This is a genomic window from Chitinophaga sp. Ak27, assembly GCF_012726295.1.
Lineage (GTDB): Bacteria > Bacteroidota > Bacteroidia > Chitinophagales > Chitinophagaceae > Chitinophaga.
Genome location: NZ_JABAOB010000002.1, coordinates 221,062 through 241,585, shown reverse-complemented (window position 1 = coordinate 241,585; position 20,524 = coordinate 221,062). Strand labels below are relative to the sequence as shown.

General features: G+C 48.5%; 19 protein-coding genes and 1 riboswitch. Of the genes, 12 read left to right on the top strand and 7 right to left on the bottom strand.

Translation table 11 applies throughout. The features are described 5' to 3' along the window. Positions 1–5 precede the first annotated feature (5 nt). Together HGH90_RS08860 and HGH90_RS08855 are read left to right on the top strand one after the other, a co-directional pair. Positions 6–443: a GNAT family N-acetyltransferase gene (locus tag HGH90_RS08860; RefSeq protein WP_168764348.1), complete on the top strand. Its 438-nt coding sequence runs from the start codon at positions 6–8 to the stop codon at positions 441–443. Positions 444–636: 193 nt separating this feature from the next. Beyond that, entirely contained in the window at positions 637–3,069 is a 2,433-nt protein-coding gene (locus tag HGH90_RS08855) for an ABC transporter permease (RefSeq protein ID WP_169190902.1), read from the top strand. A 39-nt stretch (positions 3,070–3,108) separates the two neighbouring features. On the opposite strand, the gene HGH90_RS08850 is transcribed toward HGH90_RS08855, so the two are convergent. Then, the gene (locus tag HGH90_RS08850; protein ID WP_169190901.1) at positions 3,109–4,140 is read right to left on the bottom strand and encodes an RNA ligase family protein; all 1,032 of its coding nucleotides are present in this window, start codon (positions 4,138–4,140) and stop codon (positions 3,109–3,111) included. 280 nt (positions 4,141–4,420) lie between these two features. On the opposite strand from HGH90_RS08850, the gene HGH90_RS08845 reads away from it, so the two are divergent. Beyond that, the gene (locus tag HGH90_RS08845) at positions 4,421–5,491 is read left to right on the top strand and encodes a 3-oxoacyl-ACP synthase III family protein (RefSeq protein ID WP_168764351.1); all 1,071 of its coding nucleotides are present in this window, start codon (positions 4,421–4,423) and stop codon (positions 5,489–5,491) included. 79 nt (positions 5,492–5,570) lie between these two features. Here HGH90_RS08845 and HGH90_RS08840 read toward each other — a convergent pair whose 3' ends face one another. After that, a complete protein-coding gene (locus HGH90_RS08840; RefSeq protein ID WP_169190900.1) occupies positions 5,571–7,742 on the bottom strand; it encodes a TonB-dependent receptor family protein in 2,172 nt (723 codons plus the stop codon). 123 nt (positions 7,743–7,865) lie between these two features. Here HGH90_RS08840 and nadC point away from each other — a divergent pair, with 123 nt between their 5' ends. Continuing rightward, positions 7,866–8,705 (top strand): carboxylating nicotinate-nucleotide diphosphorylase, encoded by an 840-nt coding sequence (nadC, locus tag HGH90_RS08835; RefSeq protein WP_168764353.1) that lies wholly within the window; start codon positions 7,866–7,868, stop codon positions 8,703–8,705. Between the two features lie 47 nt (positions 8,706–8,752). Here nadC and HGH90_RS08830 read toward each other — a convergent pair whose 3' ends face one another. Then, positions 8,753–9,517, bottom strand: coding sequence for a LytR/AlgR family response regulator transcription factor (locus tag HGH90_RS08830; protein ID WP_168764354.1), 765 nt, complete (start codon positions 9,515–9,517; stop codon positions 8,753–8,755). Further along, complete coding sequence (locus tag HGH90_RS08825) at positions 9,492–10,520, bottom strand: sensor histidine kinase (protein WP_168764355.1); 1,029 nt, start codon at positions 10,518–10,520, stop codon at positions 9,492–9,494. The genes HGH90_RS08830 and HGH90_RS08825 overlap by 26 nt, the downstream gene beginning before the upstream one ends. 255 nt (positions 10,521–10,775) lie before the next feature. On the opposite strand from HGH90_RS08825, the gene HGH90_RS08820 reads away from it, so the two are divergent. The 5 genes from HGH90_RS08820 to HGH90_RS08800 are packed head-to-tail and all read left to right on the top strand — an operon-like array spanning position 10,776 to position 14,804. Then, complete coding sequence (locus HGH90_RS08820) at positions 10,776–11,702, top strand: heme-binding domain-containing protein (RefSeq protein WP_169190899.1); 927 nt, start codon at positions 10,776–10,778, stop codon at positions 11,700–11,702. Positions 11,703–11,709: 7 nt separating this feature from the next. Next, on the top strand, positions 11,710–12,144 hold the full coding sequence (locus HGH90_RS08815) for a hypothetical protein (protein ID WP_168764357.1): 435 nt from the start codon (positions 11,710–11,712) through the stop codon (positions 12,142–12,144). A 23-nt stretch (positions 12,145–12,167) separates the two neighbouring features. Continuing rightward, entirely contained in the window at positions 12,168–12,935 is a 768-nt protein-coding gene (locus HGH90_RS08810; RefSeq protein ID WP_169190898.1) for a DUF1223 domain-containing protein, read from the top strand. Positions 12,936–12,962: 27 nt separating this feature from the next. Next, positions 12,963–13,976, top strand: a complete 1,014-nt coding sequence (locus HGH90_RS08805) for an alpha/beta fold hydrolase (protein WP_168764359.1) — start codon at positions 12,963–12,965, stop codon at positions 13,974–13,976. A 24-nt stretch (positions 13,977–14,000) separates the two neighbouring features. After that, a complete protein-coding gene (locus HGH90_RS08800) occupies positions 14,001–14,804 on the top strand; it encodes an alpha/beta fold hydrolase (protein ID WP_247679877.1) in 804 nt (267 codons plus the stop codon). Between the two features lie 150 nt (positions 14,805–14,954). Here HGH90_RS08800 and HGH90_RS08795 read toward each other — a convergent pair whose 3' ends face one another. Further along, positions 14,955–15,335 (bottom strand): acyl-CoA thioesterase, encoded by a 381-nt coding sequence (locus HGH90_RS08795; RefSeq protein ID WP_168764360.1) that lies wholly within the window; start codon positions 15,333–15,335, stop codon positions 14,955–14,957. A 58-nt stretch (positions 15,336–15,393) separates the two neighbouring features. Further along, complete coding sequence (gene metE, locus HGH90_RS08790; RefSeq protein ID WP_169190897.1) at positions 15,394–17,718, bottom strand: 5-methyltetrahydropteroyltriglutamate--homocysteine S-methyltransferase; 2,325 nt, start codon at positions 17,716–17,718, stop codon at positions 15,394–15,396. A 167-nt stretch (positions 17,719–17,885) separates the two neighbouring features. Further along, positions 17,886–18,079, bottom strand: a riboswitch (cobalamin riboswitch). A 182-nt stretch (positions 18,080–18,261) separates the two neighbouring features. Between metE and HGH90_RS08785 the strand changes: the two genes are divergently transcribed. Genes HGH90_RS08785 through HGH90_RS08775 form a run of 3 tightly spaced genes read left to right on the top strand, consistent with a single transcriptional unit; the run spans position 18,262 to position 20,017 of the window. After that, the gene (locus HGH90_RS08785; RefSeq protein WP_168764362.1) at positions 18,262–18,624 is read left to right on the top strand and encodes an ArsR/SmtB family transcription factor; all 363 of its coding nucleotides are present in this window, start codon (positions 18,262–18,264) and stop codon (positions 18,622–18,624) included. 4 nt (positions 18,625–18,628) lie between these two features. Next, positions 18,629–19,117: an SRPBCC domain-containing protein gene (locus tag HGH90_RS08780; protein ID WP_168764363.1), complete on the top strand. Its 489-nt coding sequence runs from the start codon at positions 18,629–18,631 to the stop codon at positions 19,115–19,117. A 9-nt stretch (positions 19,118–19,126) separates the two neighbouring features. Next, positions 19,127–20,017 carry an alpha/beta fold hydrolase gene (locus HGH90_RS08775; RefSeq protein WP_168764364.1) on the top strand — a complete coding sequence of 297 codons (891 nt, stop codon included), beginning with the start codon at positions 19,127–19,129 and terminating at the stop codon, positions 20,015–20,017. Positions 20,018–20,077: 60 nt separating this feature from the next. On the opposite strand, the gene HGH90_RS08770 is transcribed toward HGH90_RS08775, so the two are convergent. Beyond that, positions 20,078–20,485 (bottom strand): hypothetical protein, encoded by a 408-nt coding sequence (locus tag HGH90_RS08770; protein ID WP_169190896.1) that lies wholly within the window; start codon positions 20,483–20,485, stop codon positions 20,078–20,080. Positions 20,486–20,524 lie beyond the last annotated feature (39 nt).

The following is a 20,524-nucleotide window of genomic DNA, read 5'->3' as shown; positions in this document are numbered from 1 at the left end:
CTCCTATGATCATTAGAGAAGCCCGGCTCCACGACATTCCCCAAATACAAACCGTGAGAAACGCGGTGAAGGAAAATATGTTGTCGGATCCTAACCTGGTCACCGACCAGGACTGCGAAACCTTCCTGTTTACCCGAGGCAAAGGCTGGGTATGTGAAATCGGCCGCCAGGTAGTAGGAGTTTCCATTGTCGATTTACAAGCGCACAATATATGGGCGTTATTCGTTCACCCGGAATTCGACAGACAGGGCATCGGCAGGCAACTGCATGATGTGATGCTGGACTGGTATTTCACACAAACAGATGCGCCGCTGTGGCTGGGCACCGCACCGGGTACCCGGGCTGAATCCTTTTACAGGAAAGCCGGCTGGAAAGAAACAGGCCTGCATGGAAAAGGTGAAATCAAGTTTGAAATGACGGTGGATCAATGGCGGCGGCTTTAATGATGTACTGATAGCATTAAGCGACCATCTCTACCACCGGCATGCAGACGGGCTAGTCCTGGATGTCCGCTTCCGGACGGTAAATCGTTCGCTGGCGGACAAAATCCACATAGCCATCAGCCCCAAACCATTAACAGTCCTACATTTCAAAGGACGGCAACATTCTTGTACCCGGACCTGAAAAGCAATTCTCATGTTAAAGAGCTACTTTAAAATTGCCTGGCGGAATTTATCCAAGCAAAAAATGTATGCCGCCATTAAAATTGGTGGATTTGCCCTGGGTATTGCGGCCTGTTTACTGATTTTTTTATACATCATAGATGAAGTGAGCTACGACCGGCAGATTCCGGGGGGCCACCAGGTCTATCGCATATTAGGTACTTATAATGACAACGGTAAATTAAACAAAGGTACCGCCTGGCCTGCACCACTGGCCAACACCATTGAAAAGGACTACCCTGAAGTAGAAAAGGCCGGACGATACCTCGACAGCCCCGGCTGGGGTGATGGCGGCAACAGCCAGGTAAGGCGGTCCGATCAAACAGAAAACAATTATGAAGAAGGGCTGGTATATGCCGACCAGTCCCTGCTTGATATCTTACAACCACATTTCATCTACGGCAATGCCTCACAGGCACTCACCGCCCCTAATACCATCGTTATTACCCGGAGCAGGGCGGAAAAGTATTTCCCGGCAGAAAACCCGGTGGGTAAGCTACTGGTACTTAACAACAAGATAGATAAGCCTTACCGGGTAGCCGGCGTCATTGAAGACTTCTCCGCTAATACCCACTTCCGCCATAATTTCCTGATTACCCTTGCCGGTGTTGAATTCTGGCCGGGAGAACAAACTTTCTGGCGCGCCTCCAACTATGCAACTTATGTAAAACTGCGGCCAGGAACGGATTACCGTGCGCTTGAAAAGAAAATTACCACCGGCATTATTGAGCATTACTTTATTCCTGCTATGAAAGAGGTAGGCGATGTAAATATTGCTACCCTGGCACAAAAAGCCTCCCTTCTGCTCCAGCCGCTACGTGATATCCACCTCAGATCTGATGGCGTTGATGATGGCCTCCACCATGGCGATATACGCCTGGTATGGCTCTTTGGCGCTGTAGCAGGCTTTATCTTATTAATTGCCTGTATCAACTTCATCAACCTGGCCACTGCCCGTTCCGCCGGCAGAGCCAAAGAAGTCGGGCTCCGGAAAGCCATTGGCGCACAACGCACGGGCCTCGTGTATCAATTTCTCAGCGAATCCCTGTTATACAGCCTGCTTTCCTTCTTGTTGGGTATTGCGCTCGCCTGGGTGCTACTGCCTTTTTTCAATACCATGGCCGACAAGTCGCTCACTATTCCCTGGCAGGCGTGGTGGTTTGCCCCCGGGATGTTCGTGGCCGCCATTCTCACCGGGATAGTAGCCGGGCTGTACCCGGCCTTTTACCTATCGGCCTTCCAGCCAATATCCGTACTGAAAGGCACCATGACCGCCGGCAGTAAAAGTGCGGCTGTACGCAGTGGCCTGGTGGTATTTCAGTTCACCGCTTCCGTAGTGCTCATCATTGCCACGATGATCATTTACCGGCAAATGGGGTATATGCTGCACAAAAAGCTGGGATTTGACAAAGAACAGGTCATGGTGATACAGGGCGCCGGTACCCTGAAGGAAAGGGCACCCGAGTTCAGGAAAGCCCTGTTGCAGGTACCTGGCGTGAGCAATGCCACCGTGAGTGGTTACCTCCCTGTAGAAGGTACCCGCCGCGACCAGAACGGATTCTGGAATGAAGGCAAACGGGAACTGGAAAGTGGGCTTGGAACACAAATATGGATAGTAGACCAGGACTACGTGAAAACGCTGGGCATGAAAATAATAGCCGGGCGCAATTTCTCCGCTGCCATGCCTACCGACTCCCAGGCCGTAGTGATCAACCAGGAGATGGCTAAAAAGCTGTCGCTTAAAGATCCTGTCGGGAAACGCGTATCGAACTCCTGGACCACCTATACGATCATTGGCGTGATGGAAGACTTCCATTTTGAATCCATGAAACAACCCATTGGGCCACTCTGCCTAAGACTGGGCAATAGCCCGGATATTGTAGCAGTGAAAACCCATACCGCTGACTTTCCCAAATTGATTGCTGCTATAACCGGCGTCTGGAAAGATTTTGCGCCGCATCAGCCTATCCGTTATACCTTCCTGGATGAAAACTTTGCCAGGATGTATGCCGATGTACAACGCACGGGTAGCATTATTACCACCTTTTCTATACTGGCGGTGATAGTAGCCTGTCTTGGATTATTAGGGCTATCGGCCTTTACGGCGGAACAACGTACCAAAGAAATTGGCATCCGGAAGATATTGGGCGCCAGCGTACAAAACGTGGTGATATTGTTATCAAAAGATTTTCTGAAGCTGGTGCTGATCGCCATTATACTGGCTATTCCGCTGGTATGGTATGGCATGCACCGCTGGCTGGAGAATTTTGCCTACCAAACCGATATCAATTGGTCGCTGTTCGTAATCGCTGGCTTAATTGCCCTGTCCATCGCGCTTTTCACCGTTTCCTTCCAGTCCATCAAAGCGGCTTTGATGAACCCGGTAAAAGCGCTCAAAACGGAATAATACGTATAGCCGGAATAGCTATTCCAGCCATTGAGCGGATCAGGCCATGCCCGCCATAAACTCAATAATGCGGGCATCTACCCTATCTCGCAACCACTGCACCTTATCCGGCTCCAGGTCGGCCAGGAGGTTGTTGTGATCGATGTTGAAATCGGCGAAGATATCATCCAGGAACTCCTGCCGGATTTCGCGTATGCGCTGCGCATTAGCAAAATCGAGGCGACCGGTTTTCGAAACGGCGCTGTTCAGCCTGTTTTCCGTGATATAGGCGGCCATTTCCGTTACCAGGAAGGACAGCTCTTCCCACCGCGAGCTGACGCCCGGGATAAAGGACCACTTTTCTGCTTCATGAAATTTCTTTTCTTCGTCGAACTCGGGGTTCTTGAGCTTAATAATTGGACGAACACCCGGCTCCATGATATCTGTATGACGCAAAGGTTTGACTACTACCCCCTCTATCAAGTTAGGACTTAGCTCGGGCAACTGCAGCTGCCGGGGAATGGCGGAGTCGATCCGCGTATTGAAGTTGAGTACTTCGTTTATTTTACCAGTGAATAACACCCTCGCGTGGAAGATGCCAAAGCGCTCAAAATAGGCCAGGGCTATTTCATAGTCAAGGTAGGTTTTCCCGCCTGCATCATCTGTTTCCAGTGCAATATCGAAGGCACAGAAACGTATTGCCGGGCTATAATACACACCGGTTTGAATGGCCTGTACATCCGGATCAGGCGCCACTTCAGGGTGAGGGTACTTCCCCCCAAACAATTCGCCATACAGGATGTATCGATTGGCCGGCCTATCCTGCTTCAGCTGCTCAAACAGGGCCAGTACCCGGTCTTCCATTTCAGCAACGACGGCCTGGAAACCGAAAAAATCGTCAGTCCATTTCAGGTAAGCCTTTCGTTTGGCATATAGTAGCTGGTGGTCCTCATATACAAAGCTGAAATTAGCGCCATGTATTTTTTCGGTGACTACCCACTTTAATTTATTCAGGTCCTGTTGCGCTTTTTCTGAAAGTTGAAGACCTTTCAGGTTTTTGGGCATTTTCTCGTATTCAGCATTTGGGCTCATATCGGTTACTCACATCTGGATGGACAGCAATATAAAACTTTCGGCGATATTCAATCGCATATTCTGTCCCTCACCGATCATCGATTACTCGTTTAGAAATAAATAGCTTACTTTACTGTCTACTATTTCTGTCATCTACTACAAAGACAGCATTTTACAGGCCAGGAAAGAGATTCAGCAACGAGATCCCTTCCCTGTTTGACAGAGGATAGTAAACTATTGGCACACCTGGCTCAAGCCAGTCCTGTGCCATCATCATCAATTTAAAGTGAATACGAATATGTTTCAATCTGTTATTACCGGATCGGGCGCCTATATACCGACTGAGATAAAACGAAATAATGACTTCCTGGATCAGCAGTTCTATGCAGACAACAAGCCTTTAACACAACCAGCTCAGCAAATCATTAAAAAGTTTCAACAAATAACCGGGATTGAAGAACGCCGGTACGTGGTACCCAATGTCAACACCTCAGATATTGGTTATCTCGCTGCAGAAGCTGCCATCGTGGATAGCGGCATAAACCGGGAAGAAATAGATCAAATCATCGTGGCACATAATTTTGGGGACGTCCAGGAAAATGGCAGACAATCAGTAATGGTGCCTGCTATTGCAGCTACTATTAAACAAAAACTGGGCATCCTAAATCCCAACTGCATTGCCTATGACCTTATCTTTGGGTGCCCCGGCTGGCTCCAGGGCGTTATCCAAATGGACGGCCTTTTCAAAGCTGGCATGGCAAAAAAAGCGCTGGTAATTGGCGCAGAAACCCTCTCCCGGGTGATCGACAAATACGACCGGGACAGTATGATTTTCAGTGATGGCGCCGGCGCTGTCATCATGGAATCAATAGAAATGCCGGAGAAACAGCAAGGCATCCTTTCCTCCTGTGCCCAGACTTATGCTTATTCGGAAGCAGATTATATCAATATGGGCATATCATTCAGCCCTGTTCCGGATCCCGAAAAGATGTATATCAAAATGCTTGGCAGGAAAGTGTATGAGTTTGCGCTTCTGCATGTTCCACAAGCCATGAAGCTATGCCTGGACAAGAGTGGCATGGCCATCACCGATATAAAGAAAATTTTCATTCACCAGGCCAATGAAAAAATGGATGAAGCCATTATTGAACGTTTTTATGCGTTATACGGCATCGACTCCTACCCGGAAGATGTGCTGCCTATGTGTATTCAGTGGCTGGGAAACAGCTCAGTGGCTACCATTCCCACGCTATATGACCTGGTGCTTAAACATCAGATACCGGAACATGCGCTGGAACCCGGTGACCTGATTATGTTTGCTTCTGTGGGAGCGGGAATGAATATTAATGCGGTGTGTTATCGGTATTAACACTCCCGCTTAATCGAATAAAAAAATCGGGGCCATTGTTGGAGTGGTCCCGATTTTTTTTCTATTAAGCGAAGCACTTCTAAAACTTCGCCGCCACGCCTGCGTAAAAACTCCTCCCATCGGAAGGAATAATACCTGGGCCCGGATATTCATCAGTACGACGGGTAAAATAGGCCTTGTTGGCTAGGTTATTAACACCGGCTTTGAAGGTATACCGATTGATTTTATAGGTGGCGCTTACGTCCATAACGGTATAGGCAGGAATATAGCCTGCAATAGGATCTTCACTGAATTTTACATTGGTAGCATCGCCATAGGCATCCCCTACGTTATTCAACTGGAAGGTAGCGGAGAAATGAGGATCGCTGTAAATGAGGCCAACACGATTGATATATTTAGCAGCCGCCTCCACGCGATTGTTCTTAAACTCGCCTGACGTATATTTTGCATCTGTATAGCCGAAAGCGTCAAAAATGCTGATACCTTTCCTGGAAGACGGATGCAGCCATTTCAATATATTCAATTCTACGTAGCTTTCCACGCCCTTATGTACGCTGTTGGCCACGTTAGTGCGAAGGGTATAAGGATTTCCCCGGTCGTCGTTAAGGAGTACAGTACCAATCCTCTTGTTGTAGGCGAGATAAAACAAACCGATATCGAAGTTCAGGAAATTTTTCACAGTGCCCCTGTACCCCAGGTCGGCATTGAATCCGGAGGCATCTTTCATATGCGGATCTATCTTCGACGTAATACCTATGGGCGTCAGCTGCGAATAATCTACCGGACGATAGGCCTGGCTGATGTTTGCATACACATTGGTATAGCTGCTTGTTTTATACTCAGCACCCATACCAAACAACGGGAAGCTACGCGATTTGCGGTCGTTTGTAAAAACTTTTTCACTGTCGGTGACATAACCGTTGGCCGTGTTTTTCAGGTATTCCAACCGGAAGCCGGGTGTAACAGATAATTTTTTCCCGATCCTGAAAATATTTTCAATGAACGGCGCCACATTGGTGGTGGTAAAGTCGAGTGCGTATTCATACTCCCCGTTCACATGCAGATCGAAATCGCCGGCGGTGGTACCTTCACCGCCTCCCTGTCTCTTAAACCATGCGTAGCTGTAACGAATACCTCCGGCCAGTGTATTATCCATTCCTCCTAACTGGTAATGATGCAACAGGCGCACTTCCGTGGTGGTGTTATGCATTACTTCGTTTTGTACTTCCCGGGGAATATATTGTCCTGTTGCCGGATCTATGGTATCCAGCACACCAGGGCCGCCATCTTCATTTCTCCATACCAGCGCCCTGCTGCTGAACAGGTAGGTAGTTTTTACATGCAGTGCGGTGGCCGAGGAGATGTCGTAATTAAGATATCCTGTGATCACATTCCATGGGCTTTTCAGCCAGTTACGCGCACGGAAGGAGGAACGCGGATCTGCATGAAACATACTATCATTGAGTCCTCCGGGCATTTTAATACGATTGCGTAACAGTGAATATTCCACTCCCACATTCAGCTTATCGGAAGCATTATATTGCAATCTGCCATAGCCGGTAAACTGCTGTTGATGGCTATTGGGGCGATATCCGTCTAATGTGCGGTACTGCAGGAAGCTATAGTAGCTCCACTTTTTGATGGTACCTGAAAAAGCGTGAAAGGAATTAAATAACCCAAAGCTGCCTGCGGTTTGTGACGTGTAGTATTCAAATACCTTATCAACTGCAGGCGTCTGTAAAACATAATTCACCAATCCGCCGAATTGGGATCCAAACTGAAGCGACGCGGCGCCTCTTACCATTTCCACGCGGCTCACGGCCTCCATGGGCGGCAGGTAATAAGCTTCGTTATAGCCGTAAATATCTGCGGAGATGTTGTAGCCATTTTGCCGGGTGTTCATCTCAATGCTCTGCGTAGGATTGAGTCCGCGCGTAGCAATACCATTGGCGGTAAAACCGCCGGTTTCCGTTTCAGTAATATTCAATCCGGGGATACGCCCTAATATCTGGCGGGTATTGTTAATGGCCTTATTAGCATCCAGGCTGTCCACTTCAATTACTTCATTCTTTTTGCCGGCATAAATAACCCCATCACCTTCCTCCGGCAGGTGACCAGTTCCCCTTACAGTGCGAATACCTTTTACCCTGACATCTTTCAGGTAATAAATCCTGGTTGAATCTGTATGCCGTTGCGCAGAAACCAGCACCGGCAATAAAATAAAGGGAAGCCCCGACAATAATTTGCGCATAAATATCTGATCTGATGCAAAGGTCGACCGTCAATCAGCAGGCAGATGATCAAATCGGGAAATTGTTTTACGCAATCAGGAAAATTATGGCATTTACTATATTTACGCTCAAATTGTGCGTATATGGATAATACAATATTTATCGCAGCCGCTCTTAAAGAAGATATTGGTAATGGCGACCACTCTACACTAGCCGCTATAGACAAGACGGCAAAAGGGAAAGCTGTACTGAAGATAAAAGAAGATGGTATACTGGCCGGTATTACATTGGCACAGGAAATATTCCATTATCTGCAACCTGAGGCAACATTTACCTTATACAAAAAAGATGGCGATCATGTACAGAATGGTGAGATAGCTTTTGAAGTAGCTGCCGACGTACATACCATACTAATGGCCGAGAGGCTGGTATTGAATTGTATGCAACGCATGAGCGGCATTGCCACCCTTACCAATCAGTATGTAGAAAAAATAAAGAACTACAAAACCAAAATATTGGATACACGCAAAACTACCCCATTATTTCGCGTGTACGAAAAAGAAGCAGTGCGCACAGGCGGCGGCACCAACCTCCGTATGGGCCTCTACGATATGGTGATGCTCAAAGACAACCATATCGATTTTTGCGGCGGCATTGAGAAAGCTATTGAAAAAACGGTGGCCTATCTGCAAACAAATAATTTGGATTTGAAAATAGAAGTAGAGACCCGCAACCTTGATGATGTAAAACGCATATTGAGTGTGGGCAATATACACCGCATCATGTTGGATAATTATGACCTGCCCACATTAGCCGAAGCTGTACAATTGATAGATGGTAAATATGAAACAGAAGCATCGGGCGGCATAAATCTGGATTCAGTAGCAGACTATGCGGCTACGGGAGTAGATTATATATCGGTAGGTGCAATAATAAACCATGCCGTAAGTATGGACCTTAGTTTAAAAGCACAATTAGCATAAATAAGACATTGGGGTCTTATCATAAAGCTCACCTCTGGCGTGACTTATTACCGATTCTCCATCCACTGCAAAAACTGCGTAATCTTCTCCTTCCCAATTACCAATGGCTCTGGTGTAACAACATTCAGCTGCAAGGCCAGCTTTCGCGCTGAATAATGTTCCACCTCCTTGATGGCATCGAAGTTCACCAGGTACTGGCGATTGAGCCGGTAAAACTGCCGGGGCGACAACTGCGACTGCAACTGTTCCATGGTTTGTGAAATAATGTATTTCTGGTCCTGGAAGGTGACAATATACGGCGCATCGTACTTGATATAAATATAGGCAATGTTGTCGGTACGTACGGTGATATACCGGTTATTATGAAAGACCAGGAAGCTGGTTTTGCCTTCATTTTTATCGAGCCGTTTAATCAGCTCCTGCCAATCCGGCTGTGCAGATTTTTGCTGGAAGAAGTTCCGGAAGTTATCTGTTTTTTCGAAAGCGGCTTCCAGGTCGGCCACTGCGTATGGTTTCAGCAGGTAGTCGACCCCATTGGATTTGATGGCATCCATGGAATATTCTCCGAAGGCGGTACAGAATACTACCGGGGAAGATATTTTCACCTGTTTAAATATTTCAAAGCAGAGGCCATCGGCCAGCTGTACGTCCATAAATACCAGGTCGGGCGGCTCGTTGGCCGACAAATACGCTACGGCGCTTTCCACGCTATGTAACATGGTTTCCACGGTGGCCGCGGGCCTTACTTTGGCGATCATGCCGGCCAGCGACTTAGCGGCTTTTATCTCATCTTCTATTATGACTATCCTCATGGATGATGGGTAATTTTACTATAAATAGGTCTGTTCCAGGGGTGATGATAATATTTTTATGAAGCAGGTGCTGATACCGTTCGTTGATATTATCCAACCCAATCCCGGTAGATGATTCTTTCGTGATTTTCGGCTGCACGTTATTTTTCACCACAATATACTCCCCTGCTGAATAAATGCTGATCTGCAGTGGCTTGTCCGGCGCTACAATATTATGCTTAATACAGTTTTCCATCAACAGCTGCAGCGTAAACGGCGGTATCATGGATTGCTGGTGCTCTTCAGTGACCTGAATATCCACTTCAATGCCTTCTTCAAAGCGGGCCTTCAGCAAAAAGAGATAGGCTTGTACAATCTTCATTTCTTCTGAAAACCGGATGAGATCCAGCTGCCTGTTTTCCAGCGTGAACCGGTAGAAATCGGATAGCTTAAGGATGAAGTCCACGCTGTTTTCATCCTGGTTTTCCACCATGTATTTCAGCGTATTTAATGTATTAAAGAGAAAATGCGGGTTTACCTGTTGCCGCAGCAACTCAAATTGTGCCGCGAGATTATCCATCCTGGTGCGTTCCAGTTCAATGCTCACCCGCTGGTTCTGGTAGGTTTGGTACAGGAGATGAATAAACATATAGAAGGTGAGGTTGATGAGCACCCCTCTTACTTCAAACATGAGCATCACCGGCCCAAAGTTCAGATGGGTTAAGATCAGCTGCTGTACATACGACAACAGAAACATCACCACGATACCTACCACCAGGTTTTTTACAAGGGGATACATAGAAAATCCCCGGTTGATTTCCTGGGAAGTATATACCGGCAGAGTGAAGATATTATAATACCAGACAAATACGGAGAATATAAAGGTGATTGCCGAGTTCGCAATGGTTTCATAAACGTTGAACTGGTGCTGGATCAGGCTGGGCAACGATACAATGACGCCCAGGAACAGGGAACTAAACCATATGACCCGGCCGGAAATATTGAATGTATTTTTTTGCTTCATAACGCCTCAAAGATATACGGATTTAGGTGGCGTAGGACAAAAAGAAGGGGCCAACCCGGCATTTTGGGTCCTCATACCGGCATTTTCCGGGCTTAACGGGGCCGGTAAGCGCACCTGGCGTGGCGGACGGGAAAAACAAGGCTGCTTTTCCAGGTGCGTTTTTGTCCGGTACAACCGCTTAATTGCCGGGTACAGGGTATTGCGTTTTCCCGGGCAGCCCGATTACTGTCTCTTTGTGTTGTAATACTTCGACACATGAAAACATCCAGGTTTCTTAAAATCGCGCTGCTTACTACGGGCGCCTTGACCATGGCGGTAGCAGCCATTTCGTTTACCACGCAGGTAGTGGAAAATCCACCAATAACCGGCGAAATCAACGCACCTGAAGAAGTGAAACAACTGTTCAGACATGCGTGCTACGATTGCCATTCCAACAACACCCAGCTGGCCTGGTATGATAAACTACCGGTGGTGGCGGGTCTTGTCAGGAAGGATGTGGAGACAGCCCGGCAGCACCTCAACTTCTCAGAATGGGACCGGCTTACGCCTGCTCAGCAGCAATCGGCCTTGTGGGAAGCCTATAATATGATCAATTCAGGTACCATGCCGCTTCCCTCCTATGCCGCCCTGCACGGCAACGCCAAAGTAACGCGGGAGGAGCTTTCCGGGCTGCGTAACTACCTTAATACCAAACGGGTAAAAGTAGTACCTGATAGTGTAAAAACAGCCCAGACCCGGCAACAATGGGAAAAAGACCAGCTCCCGGTATCGGTAAATGGTATCCGCCATATGCCAGAATTCCGCCAGTGGCAAGTGATGAGCACCACCTCCCGCTTTGATAACACCACGATGCGGGTCATGTTTGCCAACCCGGTTGCCATGCAGGCCATTAAAGAGAAAAAGATCAACCCATGGCCTGATGGGGCCGTCATTGTAAAAGTAGTATGGGAAAAGTCAATAGACGCCAACGGCAATATTCATCCGGGTAAATTCCTGAACATCCAGTATATGGTGAGAGACGCCAAACGCTACCAGGACACCGATGGCTGGGGATACGCCAAATTCGAAACACCTGCTTTAAAACCTTATGGCAGCACGCCCATGACCTTCCGGGAATGCAGCTCCTGCCACCGCGCTGCCAGCAAAACAGGCGGCATCTTCGATCTATCTACTTTAAACTAACTTATATATGCGTTACATATATTTTGCCCTCGCAGCCGTTGCTTTGATAAGCTGCTCACACGCCCAACAACACCTGCCCGCTATCAGACCTTATGAATTCAACGACAGCGGCTACCAGGTGATCACCACCATGATTAATGAGAAAGCTAATTCGGTAGCCATGCTATATGGCAACAAAGCCGCGATGAACTTACCATCCAGCGGCGCCGTATACAAACTGGTTACCTATCGCGAACAGGATAATCAGTTCTGGTTTGGCAGTTATATCAACGGTGAGCTATTAAGCGTGGAAACGGTAGATATGACGCCCGTGGCCAACGGACAACCGCCCGCTTACCAGTTCAAACCGTACCATGGCGCCACTGCCCCCAGCGATGCGGCTACCAGAACCGCCTTCATACAATCATTACAACCAGCCTGGTATCCCTGCGATCCACAATAATTCACCATTAAAATATTCGTCTCATGAAATCACTGATCATCACCGCCATCTGCTCACTCAGCAGCCTGCTGGGCGCCTGTACCGATGTACTGGGCAACAACAACGGCCCGCTGATAGCTAATACCGATAGTACCAAAGGATTTGCCGTAGTAGAACTGTTTACTTCCGAAGGATGCTCCAGCTGTCCGCCTGCCGATGAACTGCTGTCCAGGCTGGAGCAGGAAAGCAACGGCCAGCCATTGTACCTGCTGGCCTACCACGTAGACTACTGGGACCACCAGGGCTGGCGTGACAGCTACAGTCAACATGCATTTTCCGAAAGACAGCAACAATACGCTTCCTGGCTGGGACTCTCTACCGTATACACCCCACAAATGGTGATCAACGGCAGCCATGAAATGATAGGCTCCGATGTATCTGTAGTAAAACGGGCAGTTAACACCGCGCTGGATCAACCAGCAGGTGCCAGCCTGACATTGCAGGCGCATTCCACTACACGCCAACTGGAAGTAAACTGGCAGCTATCATCTCCCCGGAAAAATACCCGCCTCTTGCTGGCACTGGTACAAAAAAACGGGCAAAGCCAGGTAAGGGCCGGCGAAAATGCCGGCAAAAAATTGTCGCATGTGCAAATTGTACAACAGCTCGCCGCCGTGAATGCGAAGGAAAGCGATCACGTCACCCTGGCGCTTCCTGCCGGGTTTAACAACACCGACTGGGAACTGATTGGCTTTGTACAAAACGATACAAACGGGAAAATTATCGCCGCCACCAAAGCAGCCCTTCACTAATTGCACATCTATCTAAACACCTTTTTTATGCAAACTGCCAAAACATATAACCGCCGGCACTTTCTCGGACTAGGTGCACTGGCCCTGGGAGCACTCAGCATTCCTTCCTATCTCAGCGGCGCCGTTGCCTCCAACACTACCTTCGGTCCTTTCAAACAAATCAATGCCGGTGTGCTGAATACCGGTTATGCAGAAATGGGGCCCGCCCGGGGAACTCCGGTGATCCTGCTTCATGGCTGGCCTTACGATGTACACAGTTACCAGGATGTAGCGCCGGCGCTGGCAGCTAAAGGCTACCGGGTAATTGTACCTCACCTGCGGGGCCATGGCTCTACCACTTTCCTGGATGCCAACACCCAGCGTACCGGGCAACAAGCAGCCGTAGCACTCGACATCATTGCGCTAATGGATGCCCTGCATATCAAAAAAGCCATCCTGGCGGGCTACGACTGGGGTACCCGCACTGCCAATATCATTGGCGCCTTGTGGCCGGAAAGGGTGATAGCGCTGGTATGTGTAAATGGTTACCTGGTGAATAACCGCGAGAAAAATAAACAACCGCTGCCCCCACAGGCAGAGTGGAGCTGGTGGTACCAGTATTATTTCGCTACGGAACGTGGACGGGAAGGACTGAAACAACACCGCGAGGAACTGGCCCGGTTGATATGGAAGTTCAATTCTCCTAAATGGTCATTCGACGACAAGACCTTCCAGCAATACGCCGCCTCTTTTCACAATGCTGACTATACCGATGTAGTGATCCATAACTACCGGTGGCGCCTGGGCCTTGCTGACGGGGATCCCCGTTACGACGCACTGGAGCAACAACTGGCAGCAGGCCCTGTGATCAGCGTGCCCGCCATTACGCTGGACGGTGATGCCGATGGAATTGCCCCCGCCACTGATGGACAGGCATATAAAAAGAAGTTCGTCGGAAAACATGTTCATCATATCGTTCCCGGCGCCGGGCATAATCTTCCTGCTGAAGCACCGGGCATATTTACCAACGCTATTATCGAAGCAGCCGGCCTGGCTGATTAATCCACTAATAAAACAACACAAAAAATGAAAAAGATGTTTCTACAGCGTATCCAGGAAGGCTTACGATTCACCGCTTTCCTCCTCCTATGTCTTCCCGCACTAGCTACTATGGCGGCTTCCGGGCACGACAATCCACCTGCAAAGGATATCAGGAATATTGTTTTAGTACATGGCGCCTTCGCAGATGGTTCCGGTTACAAAGCATTATTCAACATTCTTACCGCCAAAGGGTATCATGTAACAGTGGTACAAAATCCGCTTACGTCGTTGAAAGATGATGTAGCCGCTACCCAAAATATCCTCGATAAACAAGATGGTCCCTGTGTGCTGGTAGGACATTCCTGGGGCGGTACTGTGATCACCGAAGCAGGCACACATCCTAAGGTAGCTGCCCTGGTGTATATTGCGGCCTTTCAGCCCGACAAAGGCGAAAGCACAGCGCAGCTGGCAGGTTCAGGACCTGCCACCGACCCGTCGGGCATCCTTCCTCCCGACGATAAAGGCATCATCTATTTTGATGTGGCACAGTTTCACAACGGTTTTTCAGCAGACTTGCCCATCGAAACGTCCAACTTTATGGCCGCCTCGCAGGTACCCATTTTTGCGGCATGCTTTGGCGCTCCAGTATCGCAGGTAGCCTGGAAAAATAGGCCCAGCTATGGGATTGTGGCTACTGATGACCATGCCCTGCACCCGGATATACAACGCCGCATGTATAAAAGAGCCGGCGATCATATTACCGAAATCAAAGGCAGCCACGCCGTTTTTATTTCCCAACCTGAAGCAGTGGCCAATGTTATTATCGCAGCAACACAGGCACAACGATAGTTTTCATGAAAAAAATCCATTTATATGCAGACAACTAACATACAAGCAAAAGTATTGTACACGGTCAAATGAGCATTTCATTGATGTAAATGATGGCATAAAAAGCGGCAAGCCTCCCCCAGCCGGGGGGCTTGCCGCTTTTCCATATCATTAATCAATCTTTACCGGGCGCTTGTCGTTGTCGATAGCTACGAACGTAAACTCCCCTGTGATCGCCTTCTCCCGGACTGTTGAGTACATTTGCTCAATAAACACCTCTACTTTTACTTTGAGGCTAGTATTGCCTACAAACGATACCATGCCTACCAGCTCGATGATGGTACCTGCCGGAATAGGTTTGGTAAAGTCGATACGATCGCTGCTTACCGTCACCATCTTCTGGCGGCTGTAGCGGGTGGCGGTGATAAAGGCGACTTCGTCCATTAAGGCCATGGCGGTACCTCCAAACAAGGTATCATAGTGATTGATACTATCGGGGAATACGGCTTTAAATATCCGGGTAACAGATTGATCTACCTTGTCCTGGTTCATGGTATTGTTTTTTTATTAGAATAATTCAACAGGCGGGTAACGCCTGTTGAACGTATGGTTATGAATTGGCAACGACTACCGCTCTTAGCTCGCGGGCAGCGGCCACCATTTCTTTTAGGGCAGCCCTGGTTTCCGGCCAGCCCCGTGTTTTCAGTCCACAGTCAGGATTTACCCACAGCTGCCGGGTGGGTACCACCGCGCGGGCTTTTTCCATGAGCTGTACCATCTCATCGCGGGAAGGTACCCTGGGCGAGTGGATATCATATACACCAGGACCAATATCGTTGGGATACTTAAACTCCGCGAAAGCATCCAGCAATTCCATTTGCGAGCGGCTGCATTCAATCGTGATCACATCTGCATCCATGGCGGCAATATGCTCAATGATATCATTAAACTCGGAGTAGCACATATGAGTATGGATCTGTGTGGCATCGCCTACCCCGCTGGCAGAAATGCGAAATGCCTTCACTGCCCAGTGCAGGTAGTTTTCCCAGTTTTCCTTGCGCAATGGCAGGCCTTCGCGGATGGCTGGTTCATCGATCTGGATGATGCGTATACCGGCTTTTTCCAGGTCTGCCACTTCATCGCGGATAGCGAGGGCAATTTGTGTACAGGTTTCGCGGCGTGGCTGGTCGTTACGCACGAAGCTCCATTGTAAGATAGTAACTGGCCCTGTGAGCATACCTTTCACCGGCATTTTGGTGAGGGACTGCGCGAAGGCGGTCCAACGTACTGTCATGGGGGCCACGCGGCTCACATCTCCGTAAATGACAGGCGGTTTCACACAGCGGCTGCCGTAGCTCTGTACCCAGCCATGTTGCGAAAATGCAAAACCGTTGAGTTGCTCGCCGAAATATTCCACCATATCGTTGCGTTCGAACTCGCCGTGCACCAGCACGTCGATACCGGTTTCTTCCTGCCAGCGGATAGAGCTTTCCGTTTCCTGAGCGATCAACGCATCATATTGTTCCTGCGTCAACGCGCCTTTCTTCCACTTTGCTCTCCAGCTTCTCACTTCGGCTGTTTGCGGGAAAGAACCGATGGTGGTAGTGGGGAACAATGGCAGCTGCAATGCTTCCTGCTGCTTTGTTTTGCGGATGGCGAAAGTATGCTGACGGGCAGCATCCTGGTCGGTGATAGCAGCCACTCTCTTTTTCACGGCAGGGTGGTGTATGAGAGGCGATATTTCCCGCAGATGATGTGCTTGTTTATTTTCCTGTAGGCGGTTGTTGGCTGCTTCACTGTTCTCACCGCAGGCCAGTTGTTTCAGGGTGATTACTTCTTCTATTTTCTGTTTAGCGAAGGCCAGCCACTGCTTGATCTCCGGCGTCAGTACCTGCTCGTTGGCTTCCAGATCCAGGTCGCAGGGCACATGCAGCAAAGAGCAGGAAGGCGCTATCCATACACGTTCTTCACCGATTTGTGCTACTGCTTTATGAATATGTGCCAGGGAGTTTTCAAAGTTATTTTTCCAGATATTCCTGCCGTCTACCACTCCCAGCGAGAGGATAGTACGGGTGCGGGTGATGTCGGTTGCAAGGATATCGTCCAGTTGAGCCGGGCAACGCACCAGGTCGAGATGCAGTACCTGTATGGGCAGGGAAAGCGCGGTCGACAGGTTATCTCCATAACATTCGAAATAACTGGCGAGGATGATTTTGAGCTGGGGTAGCTTACGTTTGATTTCCTGGTAAGCGGTAACAAAGGCCTGGCGCTCTTCTGCCGATAAGTTAAGGGATAGGCAGGGTTCATCCAGTTGCACGTAGTAAGCGCCGGCTTCTTCCAGTTGCTGCAGTATCGTTATATACACCGGTAACAATTTCTGGAGAAGGTGCACCCGGTGAAACCCTTCTTCCTTTTCTTTACCCAACAGCAAATAAGATACTGGCCCCAGCAGTACCGGTTTGGCATTGATGCCCTGGCGTTTCGCCTCATTGAATTCGTTGAGGGCTTTGTTGTTGAAAGCGGTGAATTGCTGGTTGGCGATGAACTCCGGTACGATATAATGGTAGTTGGTATCAAACCATTTGGTCATTTCCATGGCGGTGATATCGTGTCCATCTTGTTGGTAGCCACGCGCCATGGCAAATAATAGGTCGATGTACGGCAGTTGTTTTTCTTCCATCAGGTCGTGGTACCTTGTGGGGATAGCGCCTACCATCAGGCTGGTGTCGAGTACCTGGTCATAAAAGGAAAAGTCGTTGCAGGGCACCAGGTCGATGCCGGCCACCTGTTGCAGTTGCCAGTTTTGTAACCTTAGCTGGCTGCCGGTTTGCATTAATTGCCGGGCGGTGAGCTTTCCTGCCCAATACTGTTCGGAAGCTTTTTTGAGTTCACGCTGGCTGCCTATCCGCGGGTAGCCGAGATTGTGTGTTTGCATGCTGAATGCTTTTAATTTGACAAAAAATCAGTTAAAAGCTCTTTGATACACCAGCAATGCTGCGGGAAAATAATAGTGTGAGTGATACGCACGATGATCCATTCCAGCCCCTGCCGGGGGCGGTGTAAAGCGTATATCAGTTCAACAGCTGCTTCATTCCACGAAAGCATTGTCAATTACATAAAGGCAGGTCTCCTGGCTTGTAACATTTCTACCGTCCTTCCCATCTCTCTTTAACTGAGACAGTGGACAACAAGGGTAAAAACTTTCCGGTTACTTACAGTTGCGGGACAGCTTGCGATTTACACGCAATTCCCTATTAATCCCACGTTGTGTGGGAACCTTTGCTGCTTGATAAAATGTTAAGAAAGAACTTAGGGGCGCAAATTAGGATATTTTGAAGGATTTAAAAATAGTATTGAACGAAAAGGCATAGCAGTCCCATTTTCCACTCCGTATAAAATATTTCCGGTGCCCCGTTCAAAAAAAAATTTGCGCAAGTAAATACTTGCATATAAATTTGCAAGCAAATACTTGCATATCATGGAAGCACGCAGAGATGTTTTTCAGGCCATTGCCGACCCGACAAGACGGGCTATCATCGGGATGATAGCCCGGCAACCCGTCAACGTTAACACCATTGCGGAGCAATTTGACGTGAGCCGCCAGGCTATTTCCCTGCATCTTAAAGTCCTCTCTGAATGCGGGCTACTACATATCAAACAATCTGGCAGGGAACGCCTCTGCGAAGCCAAACTGGAAAAGCTCAATGAAGTACATGAATGGGTAGCTCAATATCACAAGCTGTGGACAGGCAGATTGAAAGCCCTGAAGGACTTTATTGAACAGGATGAAATACCAGCCCCTAAGAAAAAAAATACACGCACCAACACCGCTAAAAAATAATATCATGAAAAATCGCGTCAACGATAACGAAGTATTCATCGAGGAAACATTCAATGCTCCTGTTGAAAAGGTTTTCAGCGCCTGGACAGATCCTGATAAATTAATGAAATGGTATGCCCCTGAAGGCTGTACTATCTTCTTCAAAAAACTGGAAATAGCACCAGGTGGGCAATTCCACTCTTGTATCAGGAACCCGCAGTACGGCGACTGCTGGTGCATTGGAGAATACAGGGAGATCCTGCCGCATAAAAAAATTGTATTTACGCTGGTCAATGCCGATGAAAATGGCCTCCCCATCAACCCGGTGGATGCCGGTATGGACGCCAACTGGCCCGGTGCTACGCTGGTAACCGTCACCTTTACCCCGGAAGATGGGAAAACTAAATTGCAGTTACGTCAAACCGTTTCCCAGGAACTGGCAAAGAAAACCGGCGCCTATCCCAGCTGGCTGCAAATGCTGGATAAGATGCGCATATTACTTCATCAAAACTAATGACATCCCATGAAAACATTTACTATATACACCGCCGCGATATGGCTGCTGTTATCGTCGTTCAACGATATCCAGCAGGTAAGCACTACCCCGCCGCCTACCAAAGATAGCCTTCCCGCCACGCATGGTTATGCAGATGTGAACGGGATTAAAATGTATTATGAAATTTATGGAGAAGGCAAGCCTTTGGTACTGCTCCATGGCGGCGGTTCTACCATTCAAACTACTTTTGGGAGAGTAATTCCCTTGCTGGCACAGCACCGCCAGCTCATTGCAGTGGAACTACAGGCGCATGGCAGAACCAGCGACCGGGCAAAAGACCTCTCTTTTGAACAAGACGCTGATGATGTTGCGACACTCTTGCAGCAACTGCATATCAATAAAGCCGACTTTTTCGGATTCAGCAATGGTGGCACCACCACCTTACAGGTAGCCATCCGTCACCCGGCAATCGTTGATAAAATGGTGCTGGGTTCCGCGCTTTGCAAACGTAACGGGATGCCTCCGGGGTTCTGGGATTTTATGAAACAGGCACAGCTGAGCAATATGCCGGCCGAACTCAAAACTGCTTACCTGCAAGTGACGCCCAATGCGGCGGGGTTGCAGAACATGCACGACAAGGATGTAAAAAGAGTGCTTAACTTCAGGGATATACCTGATGAGCAACTCAAGGCCATTCATGCCCCCGCGTTGATTATCGTTGCCGACCAGGACGCCATACAACCCGAGCATGCAATAGCCATGCACCGACTGCTGGCTCATTCTGCACTAGCCATTATACCAGGCGTACACGGGGAATATATTGAAGAAATAACGACGCTGACAGCCGGCTCCCATGAGGCTGATTACGTAATTCCCATGGTGGAAAGATTCCTGGACAAAGAGAAAGCGAAGCGATAATACTTATGAAAAAGTGCGCCTGTACAAGCGTACAGACGCACTCACCCCCTATTAAACAATTTACTTTTCAGCAGAGTTTCGTTGTAAGGATTTCAACAATTTCTCGTAAGTAGAGAAATCTGCTTCCGGTTGATTCTCCAGCCAACCATAGGTAAGCCCCTGTATCCTTCCCTGGTAGAAATCTGCGTCCTCCGGATACATATTCAGGCCTTCATAATATTTTGCCAGGAACCATTGATAGTTCGCACGGTCTTTCCTGCTGGCAAATCTTTCTCCTTCCTGGTAGCCATAGTTGTATTCCCGTTCAAATGTTGTCAGCACCGGTGCAGTCTGAGCAGGTTTCAGCGGCGGCAGTGTCTGCGCACTCACTGCTAATGTACCAAACACGCCTATCAATAGCATTGCAGCCGTTTTAGCGAAGGTATTCCATCGGAAGCACCACTTTTCTTTTCTTGTTTTACTTTCCATAAAATAGTATTTTAAGAAATGAATTTAGCACTCCTTACT